At 60.6% G+C, this 16,371-nt stretch carries 19 protein-coding genes; 15 read left to right on the forward strand and 4 right to left on the reverse strand.

What is annotated here, in order from left to right:
• Nucleotides 1-87 precede the first annotated feature (87 nt).
• Nucleotides 88-375: a hypothetical protein gene (locus tag ACK4TM_RS02465; RefSeq protein WP_409696196.1), complete on the reverse strand. Its 288-nt coding sequence runs from the start codon at nucleotides 373-375 to the stop codon at nucleotides 88-90.
• A 299-nt stretch (nucleotides 376-674) separates the two neighbouring features.
• Between ACK4TM_RS02465 and ACK4TM_RS02470 the strand changes: the two genes are divergently transcribed.
• The 3 genes from ACK4TM_RS02470 to ACK4TM_RS02480 are packed head-to-tail and all read left to right on the forward strand — an operon-like array spanning nucleotide 675 to nucleotide 3,231.
• A complete protein-coding gene (locus ACK4TM_RS02470) occupies nucleotides 675-1,676 on the forward strand; it encodes an ABC transporter substrate-binding protein (protein ID WP_409696199.1) in 1,002 nt (333 codons plus the stop codon).
• A 2-nt stretch (nucleotides 1,677-1,678) separates the two neighbouring features.
• Nucleotides 1,679-2,473, forward strand: a complete 795-nt coding sequence (locus ACK4TM_RS02475) for an ABC transporter ATP-binding protein (RefSeq protein ID WP_409696201.1) — start codon at nucleotides 1,679-1,681, stop codon at nucleotides 2,471-2,473.
• Entirely contained in the window at nucleotides 2,470-3,231 is a 762-nt protein-coding gene (locus tag ACK4TM_RS02480) for an ABC transporter permease (RefSeq protein WP_409696204.1), read from the forward strand. Before ACK4TM_RS02475 ends, ACK4TM_RS02480 begins: the two co-directional genes overlap by 4 nt.
• Here ACK4TM_RS02480 and ACK4TM_RS02485 read toward each other — a convergent pair.
• The gene (locus tag ACK4TM_RS02485; RefSeq protein WP_409696207.1) at nucleotides 3,228-3,908 is read right to left on the reverse strand and encodes a hypothetical protein; all 681 of its coding nucleotides are present in this window, start codon (nucleotides 3,906-3,908) and stop codon (nucleotides 3,228-3,230) included. The genes ACK4TM_RS02480 and ACK4TM_RS02485 overlap by 4 nt on opposite strands.
• Nucleotides 3,909-3,937: 29 nt before the next feature.
• Between ACK4TM_RS02485 and ACK4TM_RS02490 the strand changes: the two genes are divergently transcribed.
• Both ACK4TM_RS02490 and ACK4TM_RS02495 read left to right on the forward strand, forming a co-directional pair.
• Nucleotides 3,938-4,663 carry an endonuclease/exonuclease/phosphatase family protein gene (locus ACK4TM_RS02490; RefSeq protein WP_409696210.1) on the forward strand — a complete coding sequence of 242 codons (726 nt, stop codon included), beginning with the start codon at nucleotides 3,938-3,940 and terminating at the stop codon, nucleotides 4,661-4,663.
• Nucleotides 4,664-4,737: 74 nt separating this feature from the next.
• Nucleotides 4,738-5,073, forward strand: coding sequence for a phasin family protein (locus ACK4TM_RS02495; protein WP_409696213.1), 336 nt, complete (start codon nucleotides 4,738-4,740; stop codon nucleotides 5,071-5,073).
• Nucleotides 5,074-5,139: 66 nt separating this feature from the next.
• On the opposite strand, the gene ACK4TM_RS02500 is transcribed toward ACK4TM_RS02495, so the two are convergent.
• Complete coding sequence (locus ACK4TM_RS02500; RefSeq protein WP_409696216.1) at nucleotides 5,140-5,991, reverse strand: universal stress protein; 852 nt, start codon at nucleotides 5,989-5,991, stop codon at nucleotides 5,140-5,142.
• Between the two features lie 64 nt (nucleotides 5,992-6,055).
• Between ACK4TM_RS02500 and ACK4TM_RS02505 the strand changes: the two genes are divergently transcribed.
• From ACK4TM_RS02505 to ACK4TM_RS02550, 10 genes are all read left to right on the forward strand, one after another.
• Nucleotides 6,056-6,184 (forward strand): hypothetical protein, encoded by a 129-nt coding sequence (locus ACK4TM_RS02505; protein WP_409696219.1) that lies wholly within the window; start codon nucleotides 6,056-6,058, stop codon nucleotides 6,182-6,184.
• Between the two features lie 69 nt (nucleotides 6,185-6,253).
• Nucleotides 6,254-7,363 carry an MlaE family lipid ABC transporter permease subunit gene (locus ACK4TM_RS02510; protein ID WP_409696222.1) on the forward strand — a complete coding sequence of 370 codons (1,110 nt, stop codon included), beginning with the start codon at nucleotides 6,254-6,256 and terminating at the stop codon, nucleotides 7,361-7,363.
• Nucleotides 7,363-8,148, forward strand: a complete 786-nt coding sequence (locus tag ACK4TM_RS02515) for an ABC transporter ATP-binding protein (protein WP_409696225.1) — start codon at nucleotides 7,363-7,365, stop codon at nucleotides 8,146-8,148. Before ACK4TM_RS02510 ends, ACK4TM_RS02515 begins: the two co-directional genes overlap by 1 nt.
• A complete protein-coding gene (locus ACK4TM_RS02520) occupies nucleotides 8,148-9,821 on the forward strand; it encodes an MlaD family protein (protein ID WP_409696228.1) in 1,674 nt (557 codons plus the stop codon). Before ACK4TM_RS02515 ends, ACK4TM_RS02520 begins: the two co-directional genes overlap by 1 nt.
• Before the next feature lie 3 nt (nucleotides 9,822-9,824).
• Nucleotides 9,825-10,442 carry an ABC-type transport auxiliary lipoprotein family protein gene (locus ACK4TM_RS02525; RefSeq protein ID WP_409696231.1) on the forward strand — a complete coding sequence of 206 codons (618 nt, stop codon included), beginning with the start codon at nucleotides 9,825-9,827 and terminating at the stop codon, nucleotides 10,440-10,442.
• Nucleotides 10,443-10,525: 83 nt separating this feature from the next.
• Nucleotides 10,526-11,344, forward strand: a complete 819-nt coding sequence (gene phnC, locus ACK4TM_RS02530; protein WP_409696234.1) for a phosphonate ABC transporter ATP-binding protein — start codon at nucleotides 10,526-10,528, stop codon at nucleotides 11,342-11,344.
• A gap of 48 nt (nucleotides 11,345-11,392) precedes the next feature.
• A complete protein-coding gene (phnD, locus tag ACK4TM_RS02535) occupies nucleotides 11,393-12,298 on the forward strand; it encodes a phosphonate ABC transporter substrate-binding protein (protein ID WP_409696237.1) in 906 nt (301 codons plus the stop codon).
• Between the two features lie 66 nt (nucleotides 12,299-12,364).
• Nucleotides 12,365-13,237 carry a phosphonate ABC transporter, permease protein PhnE gene (gene phnE, locus ACK4TM_RS02540; protein ID WP_409696239.1) on the forward strand — a complete coding sequence of 291 codons (873 nt, stop codon included), beginning with the start codon at nucleotides 12,365-12,367 and terminating at the stop codon, nucleotides 13,235-13,237.
• Nucleotides 13,234-14,562, forward strand: a complete 1,329-nt coding sequence (gene phnE, locus ACK4TM_RS02545) for a phosphonate ABC transporter, permease protein PhnE (protein ID WP_409696242.1) — start codon at nucleotides 13,234-13,236, stop codon at nucleotides 14,560-14,562. The genes phnE (ACK4TM_RS02540) and phnE (ACK4TM_RS02545) overlap by 4 nt, the downstream gene beginning before the upstream one ends.
• Complete coding sequence (locus ACK4TM_RS02550) at nucleotides 14,562-15,176, forward strand: chloramphenicol acetyltransferase (protein WP_409696245.1); 615 nt, start codon at nucleotides 14,562-14,564, stop codon at nucleotides 15,174-15,176. The genes phnE (ACK4TM_RS02545) and ACK4TM_RS02550 overlap by 1 nt, the downstream gene beginning before the upstream one ends.
• On the opposite strand, the gene ACK4TM_RS02555 is transcribed toward ACK4TM_RS02550, so the two are convergent.
• Nucleotides 15,177-16,364 (reverse strand): alpha-D-ribose 1-methylphosphonate 5-triphosphate diphosphatase, encoded by a 1,188-nt coding sequence (locus ACK4TM_RS02555; protein WP_409696248.1) that lies wholly within the window; start codon nucleotides 16,362-16,364, stop codon nucleotides 15,177-15,179.
• Nucleotides 16,365-16,371 lie beyond the last annotated feature (7 nt).

Consider the following 16,371-nt stretch of genomic DNA (forward strand, 5'->3'; position numbering starts at 1 on the left):
GGGTGAGTGGGGTGTTGTACCCAGCGTAACCCGTCACCGCGCTTAGCTTATCCTCCAGCGGGGTGCGCCCGCGGGCGCACCCTACGGTCAGGCCGCCGGTGGTGGTGCTGTTTCGGCGCAGATCGTGCTGCCGGTCACGGTGCGCAATGGCAGCAAGGTCGTTTCGACCGGGCCTTGGTGTTCGTACCAATAGCAATTGTCTTCTTCCAGAAATACAACCGTGCTCAGATCCTGAAACGGTGCTGCGATTTCGCGGACGGAGTCCGGCACATTGCTGACGCTGCCAGACGCATCGGCCGTGGACTGCATCGGCATTTCGGCGCAGGCGCCCAATGACATCACCGCCACGATCAGCAGTTTTGACGATAGATTCATTTTGATCCTCCAGTAACCTTCGGCCGGGGCCGTTTATCCCTCCTGTGATTGGCAGCACCTTTGACAATGCGCAACCTTGTCTGCGCATGATCGGCAATATTTCCGCCAATGCGACCTTGCGACGGTGACGCAGGTTTGCCGAACTTCTGCTTTCTTTTGCGGCAAGCCGCACAACAATTGATCAAATCGTAACTGTTCTGCTATGGATGTGATCAGGGTGGGGCAGGCTGGCTGGTGTCTTTGTGCGCCGCAGATGAAATCTGTCGCAAGACCATCAATCTATTCACGGGGAAAACAACATGTTCAATCGCACAATTCTGGCCGTGGCGCTGACCGGCGCGACAGCGGCGCAGGCGCAGACCGATCTGCCATTCACGCTGGACTGGCGGTTCGAAGGACCGGCGGCGCCTTATTTCGCCGCCATCGACAACGGCAATTTCGCCGCACTGGACCTGAACGTGACGGTTGCTGCCGGTGATGGATCGCTGGACGCGATCCCCAAGGTGGCGACGGGCGCATTTCCTGTCGGGATGGCCGATATCAACAGTCTGATCAAGTTTCTGGACCAGAACCCCGGCGCACCCGTGATCGGCGCGATGATGATCTATGACAAGCCGCCCTTTGCGATTATCGGGCGCCGGTCGCTTGGCATCGATACGCCGAAAAGTCTCGAAGGCCGCGTGCTGGGCGCGCCGCCGCCCGATGGCGCATGGGCGCAATTCCCGATCTTCGCGGCTGAGAATGACCTTGATATGTCTGCAATCACGGTTGAACCCGTCGGTTTCCCCACACGCGAACCGATGCTGGCCGAAGGCAATGTCGCCGCGATCACCGGCTTTTCGTTCACGTCCTATCTGAACACCGCCCGCCTTGGTGTGCCAGAGGATGATCTGGTCACGCTGTTGATGGCCGATTACGGGGTCGAACTTTACGGCAATGTGATCATCGTCAACACCGAATATGCTGAAGCCAACCCCGAAGTGATTTCCAACTTCCTGCAAGGTGTGGCCGAAGGCTGGGCCGCGGCCATTGCCGACCCGGAGGCGGTGATCCCCCTTCTGATGTCGCGCAACCCCGCCGCTGACGCCGAACTGGAACTGCGCCGTCTGGAACTGTCGATCGAAGACAACGTCGCGACCGACTGGGTAATGGAAAACGGGTTCGGCATCATCGACGATGCGCGCATGGCGACATCGCTGGAACAGATCGCCACGACTTACGAATTCGTCAACGCAGCCGATGCATCCTTGTATTTCACCGATGCCTATCTGCCCGAGGGCGGGTTTTCGTTGGCTGAATAACCTTGGATAACCTGATTGATATCAAGGGGGTGCGGCATGCATATCGCACCGCCTCTGGCCCTTTGCCAGTGCTGGACGGTCTGGAATTGTCCGTGCCGGAAGGTGGCTTTGTCGCGGTCGTCGGCCCGTCGGGCTGTGGCAAGTCCACCCTGACCCGGCTGGTCGCGGGCCTGCTGATACCGGACGAGGGTGAAGTGCGGGTGCATGGCACCCGCATCACCGCACCGCGGTCCAATGTCGGCATGGCGTTCCAGAACCCCGTCCTGCTGGAATGGCGCACGATCCTGCAAAACGTGTTGCTGCCGTTGGAAATTGTGCCGACCAAGCTGTCCAAGGCGCAGGGCGAGGAACGCGCACGCAAGTTGCTGGCGCTTGTGGGCTTGGAAGGGTTTGAAAACAAGCGCCCGTCAGAATTGTCGGGGGGCATGAAACAGCGGGCATCGCTGTGTCGCGCGCTGATCCATGCGCCGGAGGTTCTGATCCTGGACGAACCTTTCGGCGCGCTCGATGCCTTTACCCGCGAAGACCTGTGGCAGATCATGCACCGCGTGAAGGCCGAGGAACCCTTTACCGGCGTGTTGATCACGCATGATCTGCGCGAATCCATTTTTCTGGCCGATCAGGTTGTCGTCTTGTCAGGCAGACCTGCGCGGACCCAATATGTGATGGATATCCCCGATACCGGTGTGCGCACGCTGGATCATCTTTATACGCCCGAGGCTGCGAATATGCTCAATATCCTGCGTCACCAGATCGAGGTTGCCCAAGGCCGCGTGCCCGCCGAGGTGCAGCCATGAAGGTGCAGCAAATTGTCGTGCCGGTCACGGCGCTGGTGCTGTTCCTTGTCGCGTGGGAGGCTTTGGTCTGGGTCATGGGCTGGCCCACCTACAAGATGGCGGCACCCAGCGACCTGCCGCCGGCCTATGCGAAATATTCCGAACTTTTCCTTGTCATGGGCTGGCAGACATTGTGGCGCACGATGGCCGGGTTGTTGCTGGCGGTGATCTTTGGCACAGCACTTGGCATGATCATGGGCTTTTCGCGGCTGATGCGCGACGCGCTTTATCCGCTGCTGGTAGGGTTCAACGCAGTGCCAAAGGCGACGGTGGTCCCCATCGTGGCGCTGTTGTTCGTCGGCTGGCATGATTTCAACACGGTGCTGATCGCCTTCATGATCAGTTTCTTCCCGATTGCTGTGTCCGTTTCCATCGGGTTGTCCACGCTGGAACCTGAATACCGCGATATCCTGCGGTCGCTGGGCGCGTCGCAATCCACGATTTTCTGGAAAATCGCGCTGCCCAAGACGCTGCCGGAGTTTTTCGGCGCGTTGAAGGTGGCAGTCACACTGGCCTTTATCGGCACCAATCTGATGGAGATCGTATCGCCGCATGGCCGCGGCTTGGGGGCATTGTTCGACAGCGGCAAGACAAATTCCGACTATCCGTTGATGTTCGCCGTGCTGATCGCCTTGGCGCTGTTGGGGATTTTTCTGTATTACATCGTCGTGGCGCTGGAAAAAACCTTTGCCGGTTGGGCGGACCGCAGCAATGTCTAGTCGCGATCCAGACGGCGGGTCTTTTTGTACAAATGCCTGTTCAGCGTAACAAAGTCATTGAGCAGACGTGACAACAGCCCCTTTCGGCGCCCCTTGAGATAGGCATAGCCCGCCAGCGCACCGACGATGGCGCCGATAGCATCGAAGATCAGGTCGATCATCGTGTCATTGGCGCTTTTCTGCATATTGGTGCCAAAAACCACATCCATCGTATATTCAAAGATTTCCCACAGCGCGCCGATGCTGAGCGCGAAGGTAAAGGCCAGAAAGGCAATGGCACCGGCTGGGGCTGCGAAATTATCACCGTGGAACAGCATATAGATGAACAGAAATCCGATCATCCCAAGCGCGATGGCGGACAAGCCGTGCAAGGCGAGATCCCACCACCATATGCGGTAATAGACGTCAAAGACTTCGCCCATGATCAGCGATGCGACAATGAACACCACCATACTGACCACAAAAGCCTTGGGCAGTGCGATGTCGTACCGCGACGCGAGAAGGTTCGGTGCCAGCGACAGGATCAGCGTCAGCGTCGACATTGCAGCCAGCGGCCACCAGCCTTCCCAGACCGCCACGATGACAGACAGGATCAGGGCGATCCAGACCGGCATCAGGAATCTGAGGTTGGCGGTATTATGCTTTGATCTGTCAGTCATTTCCGGCTGGTCTTTCATGCAGGCAATCTCGTTCCTATATTATGCGCATGCCAGATGCATCCCATAACCTGCGGCCCTTGCGGCTTGCTTCTTATAACATACGCAAGGCCAAGGGGGTTGACGGACGTTATGATCCGGGCCGCATCGTGGATATCCTTGCCGGGCTTTCGGCGGATGTGGTCGCCGTGCAAGAGGTCGATTTTCGCTGGCGCGGCAGGCCAGGCGCGTTGTCGGCGCAGATGATCGCGGAACATACCGATTACGATATCGTGCCGGTGGGTGCGGATGGTAACGGGCTTGGTTGGCACGGAAATGCCGTGCTTGTCCGGCGCGGCACCCATGTGCGGCAGGTGATCCGCCTGACCCTGCCGGGGCTGGAACCGCGCGGCGCCCTGCGCGTCGATCTGGGGCTGGGCGGGGGTATCAGCATCGTCGCCACCCATCTGGGGCTGACCCGCTATCACCGGCAGGCACAATTGGCGGCGATACGGGCGGCCGTTGATCCCGATGCGCAGGCCAGCGTGGTTCTTGGCGATTTCAACGAATGGTCGGCCAAACGCGGACTGGACCCTCTGCGCGATGATTTCACGATCCACGCGCCGGGCAAGTCGTTTCATGCCGCATTGCCGATGGCGGCGCTCGACCGGATCGCGCTGAGCCGCGATGTCACACTGACCGATGGCGGTGTCGTGCAGACGCGGCAAAGCCTCAAGGCATCGGACCATCTGCCGGTCTGGGGCGAAGTGGTGGTTAATCGCCGAAATCAAGGTTGATTGATGCAGGTCAAGCAACGGTCGTCTGATTGTGCTAAAATCCCGCATCGCCCCCCTTTTTCTAGGAGACGGATATGACCAAGCAGGATGACACCCAAACGCTTGCGCCCGACGCGCTGGAAGCATTCACCGCGGTGGCCCCGCTGGCCCCGGTATCATGGATGACCGCCGCCTGGCTCGGAAACGTGACGGCGATGAGCAACACCGTTGCCGCGTTCATGGCAGAGCGGTTGAAGGAAGACCTGCAGACCCGCCAAGCGCTGCTGGAATGCAAGACGCTGGGCGAAGTGCGGCACGTGCAGGCAACCTTTGTCCAGAACGCCATCGCACAATATCAGGCCGAAACCGGCAGGTTGATCGCGATGACCGGCAGGCTGGCCGCTGATCTGCACGCAAAGCCCAAGTCCTAGGTCGCCGTCCGGCCCGTCACCTGCGAGGGGAGGGGCGGGCAGGGAATGACCCGCCCCTCTTACCTGTCAATGGGCCAGCAGGGTCGCATGGTCTTTCTGCCCGACCATGATCTGCGTGGTGCCGCCGAAAATGCGCTGGCGCGCCCGCGAATGAACGTAAGCCCCCATGACGATAAGATCGGCCCCCAGTTCGCTGGCGCGGTCAAGGATGCATTTGCCGACATCATGGCCGCCGCTGGGCGATTGTTGCACCGTCACGTTGCAGCCGTGCCGCGTCAGCCATGTGGCCACGTCACTGCCGGGGTTTTCACCCTCTGGCCCATGCTGGTCGGGGTCGATGATCAGGATCGTGACCGCCTCGGCCTGTTGCAGGATCGGCAGGGCGCGGTGCACCGCGCGCAGGGCAGGCAGGCTGCCGTTCCATGACAGCATCGGGCGCTGGGCATGGATCACCTGATCCACGCCTTTGGCATTCAGCACAGCCGCCACCGGGGTGTTGAACAAAACCCCGTCCACAGCCTGCTGGAAGGTAAAGTCACGCTCGGTCAGGTGGGGATCGATCAGCACCAGATCGGCCATCCCCGCGCGCGCGGCGACCCGTTCGTCCAGCATCTGCGCATCGCAATAGGCGGTGGTCACGTCGCCGGGAACATCAGTGCCTTGCAGCAACTTTTCGATGGCTTCGGCACGTGTCGTCACCTCGGCCCCGCCTTCGCGGTAGTTGTCGTGCCAGGTGTCGGGAAAGATGATCGGGCCATAAGGCGCAGACCCATAGGCCCACATCGGCAAGGATGGCGCGACCCCGATCACCATGACCGACAGATGTACGCCCTGCGCAGGAAGGCTGGAAATATAATGTCTGATCCTGTCGTCACTGCAGGCGGCATCGACAACGATCAGGGCGGTTAATCTGTTCATGGGACGGTTCCTTTGTCCTATCCGGGGTCATGGTTCACGGTCGCATGGCTGTTGTGTCTTTGCGTTGACCCAGATCAACCATGTGCTTGCCCGCGCTGCGCAGATGTGCGACCTGTTGCGCGTGCATTTGATCAAGGTCATAGGTACGCAGGACGCGATGACGATTGCGCGCCCCGACACCCTCAGAGGATAGCATGTCCGGCATGATCATGACAGGACCCCGCTGCAAAACCTCCGCCGCGTCCCGCAACGGGCGGCGCGCATGACCGGTGCCATGCGTTTCGTGCTGGATGGGGGCCGCCTGCTGGCGCATGGTCAATTGACGATTGACTGCTTTGAACATCTGGACCGGCCCGGCACCTATGAAAAGGCGCAGGACGCTCAGGTCATCGATATCGAAGGGCTGACCCGGCTGGACACTGCCGGCGCATGGTTTCTGGTTGATCTGCAACGTCGGATGCCCGATGGCGACCGCACGAAAATCACCGGAGCCAGCGATGCGCAGGATCAGTTGATCGCCACGATCCGCCGCAATATGCCGCCAGAGGATGCGCCCGCGCCGAAAGCAGCAGGCCTGTCCGACTACCTGGAAAATCTGGGCCGCCGTGTGCTGCTGGGTGGTCGCAACGGGCTGGAGCTGATTTCCTTTCTGGGGCAGGTGATGGCCACACTGGGCCGGGTGATCCGCTATCCGGGCCAGCTACGCCTGACCTCGGTTGTGCATCATTGCCAGCAGGTCGGTGTGCAGGCGGTGCCGATCGTCGCGCTGATGGCGTTTCTGATCGGCGTCGTGCTCGCGTTTCAGGGCTCTGCCCAGTTGCGCCAGTTCGGGGCAGAGGTATTTGTCGTCGATCTGATCGCCATTTCCATCCTGCGCGAACTGGGTATCCTGCTGACCGCGATCATCGTGGCGGGCCGGTCCGGGTCGGCCTTTACCGCCGCCATCGGGTCAATGAAGATGCGTGAAGAGATTGACGCGATGCGCACGCTTGGCCTTGACCCTGTCGCGATCCTGATCGTGCCGCGTGTGCTTGCGCTGATTATCATGCTGCCCGCGCTGGGGCTGATCGCCAATGTGTCGGGCCTGATCGGGGGGGCGATGATGTCCTGGATCGAACTTGGCGTATCGCCTGCGGTGTTCCAGTCGCGTCTGGTCAGCAATACCGACGTGTGGCATTTCAACGTCGGCATGATCAAGGCACCGTTTTTTGCGCTGATCATCGGGATCATCGGCTGTTATCAGGGGATGAAGGTCGGCGGCGATGCAGAAAGCCTCGGGCGGCTGACATCGGCGTCCGTCGTGATGGCGATCTTCATGGTGATTGTGGTCGACGCCTTGTTTTCGATCTTCTTTGCCATCGTGGGGGTATGATGACGGACGAAGCCATCATCAGTGTACGCGGCCTCGTGACCCGGTTTGGCACCAATGTCGTGCATGACGGGCTGGATCTGGATGTCAAACGCGGCGAGATTATCGGCGTCGTCGGCGGGTCCGGCACCGGCAAATCGGTGCTGTTGCGCGCGATTGTCGGATTGCTCAAACCCGCTGAGGGCCAGATCGAGGTGTTCGGCCAAAGCGTGCGCGACACCTCCGCCGAGGATTACCGCGCGCTGCGCCGCCGCTGGGGCGTGATGTTTCAGGACGGCGCGCTGTTTTCATCGCTGAATGTGCGCCAGAATGTCGAAGCGCCGATGCGCGAACAATTGAACCTTGATGATGATCTGCGCGCCTTGCTGGCCGGGATCAAGGTGCGCATGGTCGGGCTGCCCGACAAGGCGCAGGACAATTATCCGTCCGAACTGTCCGGCGGGATGCGCAAAAGGGCCGGTTTTGCGCGCGCCATTGCGCTGGACCCGGAAATCGTGTTTCTGGACGAACCCACTGCGGGGCTTGACCCGATTGGCGCGGCGGCTTTTGATACGCTGATCAAGCAGCTACAGAAATCGCTGGGCCTGACTGTGTTTCTGGTCACGCATGATCTGGACAGCCTGCACGCGATCTGCGACCGCATCGCCGTGCTGGCTGACAAAAAGGTGCTGGCCGTGGGGACGATGCAGGAAATGCTGGATATCGATCACCCTTGGGTGCAGGAATATTTCCATGGGCCACGTGCCCGCGCGGCTATGCCCCACGCGAACCCGAAAGAGACGAACTGATGGAAACCCGTGCGAATTTTATCCTGATCGGGGCCTTTACCCTTGCGGCGATCCTTGGGACGCTGGGGTTTTTTATCTGGCTCGCCTCGGTGCAACTGGACCGGCAATATGCCAGCTATGGCATCCTGTTCGACGATGTCACTGGACTGGATGCATCCGGTGCTGTGACATACAACGGCATCGCAGTCGGGTCGGTCATCAATTTGCGGATCTATGAAAATGATCCTTCCAAAGTGTTCACCACCATTCAGATTGACGCTGCCACCCCTGTCACCAGCAATACCGTCGCGCAATTGCAGTCACAGGGCGTGACCGGGGTTGCCTATATCTCGCTTTCGACCGGAGAAGAGGCGGCAGAGCCTTTGTCGAATTTCAGCAACGGTCTGCCCATCATCCCGTCACGCCGGTCTACCGTACAGGCGCTGGTCGAGGATGCACCCGATATTCTGGCCGAGGCCAAGCAATTGCTGCAGCAGGCGCAGGTCATCACCGGGCCGGAAAATCAGGCGCTGGTCAATGATATCCTGTCCAATCTGGCGCGGACATCCGGCCAGCTCGATCAGGCGCTGAGCGATTTTTCCGACATCAGCGGCACAGTGCGCGATGCGACCGCCCAGATCACCCTGTTCACCGACCGGCTGGAAAGCATTGGCGAAGGGGTGGACACGACATTGCGCAGCACCGACAGCGCGCTGGTGGCCGTGCAACAGGCGTTCATATCCGCCGATGCCGTGCTGAACACGATGGTCCCCGCACTGGAACGATTCGAGGGGACGTTTGCCTTGGCTGAAATCCTGATGCGCGACCAAATTCCCGCCGTGCTGACGCAAATTGCAATCGGCCTAGGGGATATCAGCACCCGCGCCAGCGATACGCTGGACGGTTTCGGCGAGACGGCCAGTTTGCTCAATGCGCGTCTGGTAGAGCTGGAAACAACGCTTGCCGATGCGTCCGAGGCGTTTGATGCCGTCACCACCGCATCGGAAAGTTTCAGCGAAATGATCGAAGGCGATGGCACTGCATTCATCGCCGAGGCGCGCGCCGCCATCGCCACCGTCGAAACCGTCGTGAACACCGATCTGCCGTTGATCGTCGCGGACGTGCGCCGCGCGGTGAACACCGCCGCCGTCGCGGTCGAGGATGTGGCGGCGGACGTGACTGGATTTACCTCACGTCTGGAACCCATGGCCAGCGACGCGCAGCAGACGATCACCGCCGCCACCGATCTGATCGCGCAGGCGCATACGTCGCTGGCCGCGCTCAACACCACGCTGGTGGTGGTCGACGGCGCATTGGGATCGGCGCAGGATACGTTCGACAGCGCCAATGATGTCCTGCAAAGCGATATCGGCCCGGTTCTGGCTGATCTGCGCACCGCCGCCGGCAGGATCAGCGTCGCGGTCGAAGATGTCACCGCCGATGTGCCCGCCATCGCCGCCGATCTGCGTGCATTGATCGCACGCGCGGATGAAGTCGTGGTGCAGGTGCAGGCAGCTGTCGCACAATCCAGCCCCGGCATCAGCGCCTTTACAACAACCGGCCTGCCGGAGCTGACCCGCTTTGGCAGTGAGGCGCGCAGCCTGGTTTCCACGCTCAATACGCTGGCGCGCCGGATCGAAAGCAACCCGACCGGGTTTATCCTGGATAACCGCGTTCCCGAATATCGGAGATAGATCATGACCCCCATCCAACTGACCCGCCGTGTTGCCCTGCTGGGGGGTGCTGTCGCCCTTGGGGGCTGTGGTGCTGTGTCGGCGCTGAATACTGCGGCGTCACCGCTGGATACCTATGACCTGACGCCGCGCGCGGGCAGCACGGGCGGGCGGCGGACACAGCGCACCTTGCTGCTGGCCTTGCCCGATGCGGCGGCGGCGATCAGCACCGACCGGATCATGATCCGCCCCAATGCCGCTGCGATCACCTATCTGCCGCAGGCACGCTGGACCGATGAATTGCCGCGCGTCGTGCAATCCCTGCTGGTGCGCAGCATTTCGGCCACCGGGCGGATTGGCTATGTCGGGCGCAGCGACGGCGGGCCGGTACCGGACAGCGCGCTGCTGACCCGGATCGATGCGTTTGACGTATCGGTCGGGGCTGATGGCAGCTTTACCGTGCTGATCGATATCACGCTGACCGTGCTGGATGACCGGGATCAACGGGTGATCGGCACCCAAAGGTTCAGCCAGTCGGTGCCGGTCGGCAACGACAACCCTGTCACCATCGTGGCGGGATTTCAGGCGCTGGTCGATGCGATGCTGCCCGGCATGGCCGATTGGGCGCTCGACCGCGCATAAGTGCGATTTACAAAAGGTTCATGGAACCAACACAAATGTGAAACGCACCCGGCATAATGATCCGCCCGACAAGGGGGCTGATCATGCTGACATTCGAAAAAGTGACAAAGACATTCGGCGCGAACACGGCTGTCAGTGCAGCCAGTTTCACCGTCGACAAACCCATGATGATCGGGATCATCGGGCGGTCCGGCGCGGGGAAATCAACGCTGCTGCGGATATTGAACCGGCTGTCAGACGCGACATCTGGGCAGATCACCTTTGACGGGCTGGCTGTGACCGCCCTGCGCGGCGCGGCCAAGCGCAGCTGGCAATCGCAATGCGCGATGATCTTTCAGCAATTCAACCTCGTGCCGCGGATGGATGTCGTATCAAACGTGCTGCACGGCACATTGAACCGCCAGTCCACGCTGGCCACGATGTTCAACCTTTACCCCACCCCCGATATTCACAAGGCTATCGACATCCTCGACCGGCTTGGCATGGCCGCCCATGCGCCCAAACGGGCCGAGGCGTTGTCCGGCGGCCAGCAGCAGCGCGTCGCGATCGCCCGCGCGTTGATGCAGGACCCGCGGATCATTCTGGCGGATGAACCCATCGCCTCGCTCGACCCGATGAATGCGCAGGTCGTGATGCAGGCGCTGCGTGACATCCACGAAGAAGACGGGCGCATGGTCATCGCCAACCTTCACACGCTTGATACCGCGCGCCGCTATTGCGACCGGGTGATCGGGATGCGCGACGGGCGGATCGTTTTTGACGGATCACCCGAACAACTGACCACAGGTGTCGCGCGCGACATCTACGGGGCCGATGCCAGCTTTTCCGAAAGCATGACGTCCACCCAGATCGAACAAAGCGCCGCCGCTGCCGCCATGATGGAAAAAGCCGCCGCCCTTTGACCCTTTCCCCCGTGCCCCACGGGGCACCAGCAACCAAGAGAGACCTTCATGAAAAAGATCATCGCGACCGCCCTGATGACGACCGCCCTTGTGGCCCCTGCTTTTGCGCAGGACAGCATCACCGAATTCCGCATCGGCCTGTTGGGCGGTGAAAACGCACAGGACCGTCTTGCGTCGAACGAATGTTTCCGCGCCTATACCGAAGAAGCGCTGGGCGTGCCTACACGTCTGTTTACCGCTGCCGATTATAACGGCGTCATTCAGGGCCTGATCGGCGGCACATTGGACATGGCGTGGCTGGGGGCCTCTGCCTATGCCGCCGTTTATGTGGAAGATCCTGATGCGGTCGAACCGGTTCTGGTCAAAACCAACCTTGACGGGTCCTATACCTACCATTCCATCGGGTTTGCCCGCGCTGACAGCGGCATCACGTCGCTGGCCGATATGGAAGGCAAAGTCTTTGCTTTCGGCGATCCGAACTCCACTTCCGGCTATCTGATCCCACTGGTCGAGATTCCGGAAGAAGGTTTTTCAATGGAACCGGGCGAATATTTCTCTGACGTGGTATTTACCGGCGGACACGAACAGACCATCGTCGCTGTCGCGAATGGCGATATCGACGCGGGCGTGACCTGGGCGGACGGTCTGGGTGATTGGGAAGATGGCTATAACTCCGGCGCATTGCGCCGCGCGGTAGACAGCGGGCTGGTTGATATGAATGATCTGGTCGAAATTTGGCAGTCCAAGCCGATCCCCGAGGGTCCGATCGTTCTGCGTCAGGCGCTGCCCGAAGACGTCAAAGCGACCATGATCGAACTGACTGGCAATCTGCATGAAACGGACGCCGATTGCGCCTATGGCGTGGCCGCAGGCGACACCGCCGGGTTCCAGCCGATCAGCCATGATGCCTATGAATCCATCGTCGCCGTGCGCCGCACGCAGATTGATAACTAAGCGTTCCCAAATCCCGCGCGGGTCCGAATCAACCGGGCCCGCGCTTTTTCGTGACAGGGCAGGCCAATGGCAGATCTATCCGCAGCAGGACCCATAAACACGCAGACAACGCGTGACAATTACATGGCGATGACCCGCCGCAAACGCGCCTACGGCGGTATCATTCTGGCGATATTCGTATTGCTGATGGTCACCGGCTTTCAGACCGTGGATGCGCGCAGCGCCGGCGGGTTCTGGTCGGGCCTGTCGCAGGTCTTTGATTTTCCCGCCGGTGTCGTCCGCGAAGCCTGGGAAAAGATCGACCGGATGCCCGCCAATCTGGTGAACTTCTTTCCGGCCTTGCTGGAAACGATCAATATCGCGGCCGTATCGACCTTGGTCGGTGCGTTGTTCGGGCTGGTATTGTCGCTGCTGTCCACACGCGGGCTGGCGAAATGGCCGCGCCTGATCCCGGTGTTTCGCCGGATCATGGATATCATGCGCGCTTTCCCTGAAATCGTCATCGCGCTGGTGCTGATCTTTATCCTTGGCGGCGGACCGATCCCTGCGATGATCGCGATTGCCATCCATACCGCCGGCGCGCTGGGCAAGCTGTATTCCGAGGTCGCCGAAAACGCCGATCTGAAGCCCGTGGAAGGGTTGGAATCCGTGGGTGCGAACTGGTCGCAGCGCATGTTGTTGGGGGTGATCCCGCAGGTGGCACCCAACTACCTCAGCTATACGCTGATGCGGTTCGAGATCAACATCCGCGCCTCGGCGATCCTTGGCTTTGTCGGTGCGGGCGGCATCGGATACGAGCTGCGCAACGCGATGACCTTCGGCACCGGACGGTTCGATCTGGCGGCGGCGATTTTCGTCTTGCTGTTCCTGACCATCGTCTTTTTTGACCAGCTATCCAGCCATTACCGCAACAAATTGGTAAAGGGGGACCAGATATGACCATGCTCATCATTGATGGCGATTTGCGCGACCAGACGGTCAGGATTTTCGCACGCAAGAAATTCGTGGCGCTGGCCGTACCTGCGGTGATCCTGATTTATCTGACCTATATCTTCATCAGCTTCAACTTTGCCGGTCTGGCGGAACGCGCGCGGATGGACAATGCCCGCACGCTGGTCGCCGACAGCTATAGCTACAAGACCCATGTCAGCCGCGACAACCGGTCCGGTGATCTGTCCTTTGCCATCGAAGGCGCGCGGCAAGGCACCTATGCGGACGGCACCGCGCCCGATTGGGTGGCTGTCGATGGCGGCAATATGGTGGTCGATCTGGGGGATGGTCATGTCGTGACCTATCTTGACGATACGCGCGTCACCTATGAGATGCCCGATTTCCCGACCATCACCCTGCAATTGATCAACGATGTAGTCGTGACCAATCTGCCCGATCCGGCACCGTCCTGGGTCAATGCGTCCGACACGCGGGTGGCAATCACCACAGATGCGGGGCGACTGACCTACACAAGATCCAAGACCGAGGTGTTTCGTTATTCCTTTGGCTGGGAAATGTTCTGGTTCACCCTGTCGAGCCCCTATCATGACGTGGGGTTGGTGCGATTGCTGACCGGCCCGCAATTGGACGCGAACCGCAGCAATATCGTCGGGGCATGGCAGGATTTCTGGAACAATGGTCTGTGGCGGCATTCCGATGTGGCCTGGGCCATGTGGGAAACCGTGCTGATGGCGTTTCTGGGCACCTTTGGCGCGGCGATCATCGCCTTGCCGCTGGCCTTTCTGGCGGCCAAGAATTTCGCCCCTGTCGTCGCTGTGCGGTTCGCCGTGCGTCGCGTTTTCGACTTCGTGCGCGGCGTGGACGGGCTGATCTGGACGATCATCCTCAGCCGCGCCTTTGGCCCCGGGCCGTTGACCGGTGCGCTGGCGATCCTTGTCACCGACACCGGCAGTTTCGGCAAAAGCTTTTCCGAGGCGCTGGAAAACGTCGATGCGAAGCAGATCGAGGGGCTGGAATCCACCGGCGCGAAACCTGTGCAGCGCTATCGTTTCGGGGTGATCCCGCAGGTGACGCCGGTATTGCTGAGCCAGATCCTGTATTATTTCGAATCCAACACCCGCAGCGCAACGATCATCGGCGCGATCACCGGTGGCGGGATCGGCCTGTTCCTGACACAGGCGATCCAGACCCAGAACGATTGGGAAAAGGTGACCTATTACATCGTCCTGATCCTGATCATGGTGATGCTGATGGATACGATTTCCGGTTGGTTGCGGCGCAAGCTGATCAAGGGCGACGATGGTGGGCATTGATGGCAGGGTTGTCCGCTGATGCGCCTTTCATCGAACCGGATTGCACGATTACCGAAGCGACATTCGGTAGCTATGTCAAAGTCGGGCAGGGCAGCCGGATCGCACATAGCCATATCGGCGATTATTCCTATTGCGACCGTTTCGCCGACATTGCCAACGCCTCCGTGGGAAAATTTGCCAATATCGCCGGTTTCGTGCGGATCGGTGCCACCGACCATCCAATGGACAAGGCGAGCCTGCATCACTTTCACTATCGGTCAGCGGATTACTTTGACGATGCAAGTGATGATGAAGCATGGTTTGCGCATCGCCGGTCGCGCAGGGCAGTGATCGGCCATGACACGTGGTTCGGCCATGGCGCGCAGGTCCGACCCGAAGTGACTGTCGGACATGGGGCTGTCGTCGCCGGTGGCGCGATCGTGACCAAGGATGTCGCCCCTTATATGATCGTTGCGGGTATCCCCGCCACACCCTTGCGCGCAAGGTTCAGCGCGCCGATCGCCGAAAGGATGATGGCGCTGGCCTGGTGGGACTGGCCGCATGAACGGCTGCGCGCCGCGCTGGATGATTTCCGCAGCCTGTCCGCGCTGGATTTCCTTGACCGTTACGAATGATCATTCGGCGGCATGCGCCATCCGGGCAGGGGCCTGACCGACGCGGTCGGCCAGTTCACCGCACAGATGCGACCAGCGACCAGCGGCCAGTGTGCCTTCGATAGCGCGGGTGGCAGCGTTGCAGATCACCAGATCGGCGCGTTTGCCTGGCGCGATAATGCCGCGATCATCCAGTCCCATGATCCGCGCGGGATTGCCGGAAATCATCGCCCAAGCCTGCGGGAACGGCAGGATGCCCTTGTCAGCAAGGGTAAAGGCGGCATTGGCCAGCGACGGATAATGGTAATCCGACACCAGCGCATCACACAGCCCGCTGCGGATCAGATCGGTCGCTGCGATATTGCCCGATTGCGACCCGCCGCGCACGACATTGGGCGCGCCCATCAGCACCGGATCTCCATTGGCTCTGGCCACGCTGGCAGGCGCATGGCGTGTCGGAAATTCGCAGACCCGTGCGCCGATCATGCCGTAATAATCGCGGGTGGCGGCATCGTGATCGTCGTGGCTGCCGTATTTCACGCCCAGTTCATCAAAGGCCGCGGCCAGATTACACAGATAGCGCGGCACGCGCGGCGCCAGCGCCTTGGTGTCGTGCAGCAGCCGGATGAACCCGGCCAGATCGCGCCCGCCGCGTTTGCCCCAGACCGACAGGTTTTCTGGGTCGGTCTTGATCATGTCGAGCGCTTCACCAAGGTGGTCGTTGAAGATGACATAGTCGATCCTGTGGTCGCGCACGGCGGCGATCAGCAGATCGGCAGTATCCACGGTGAATGTTTCGCACCGCAACTGGATACGCAGATCGGTCAATGCTTGCGGGCGATAGCGGGCCAGATCCTGCATGAACTGCACGGCGAAATCGGGGCCGCGTGTGCCGCCCTCCCAGGACCAGCTTTGCGCCATCCAGGCGGTGGTGACACCGCTGGAGGCTGCATCGCGATCCACCGATTGCAGGCCGATCTCTGCCGGAAAGGGTGCAGAAGGGCGCGGGGCCAGATGGCGTTCAAACGCATCGCCATGCAGGTCGATGATTCCCGGCAGCACCATATATCCCGACAGATCGATCTGCCGGTCCGCGCCCATGCCCTGAACCGACACCAGATGATCTGCAACGCAAAGGTCGCCTTGCGCCAACGCGCCCTCGATAAGGATGTCTGCGCCGACTAGGCGCAGCTTTTGCCTGCGTGTCATGGGAACT

The organism is Yoonia sp., from assembly GCF_046292185.1.
Taxonomy (GTDB): Bacteria; Pseudomonadota; Alphaproteobacteria; order Rhodobacterales; family Rhodobacteraceae; genus Yoonia.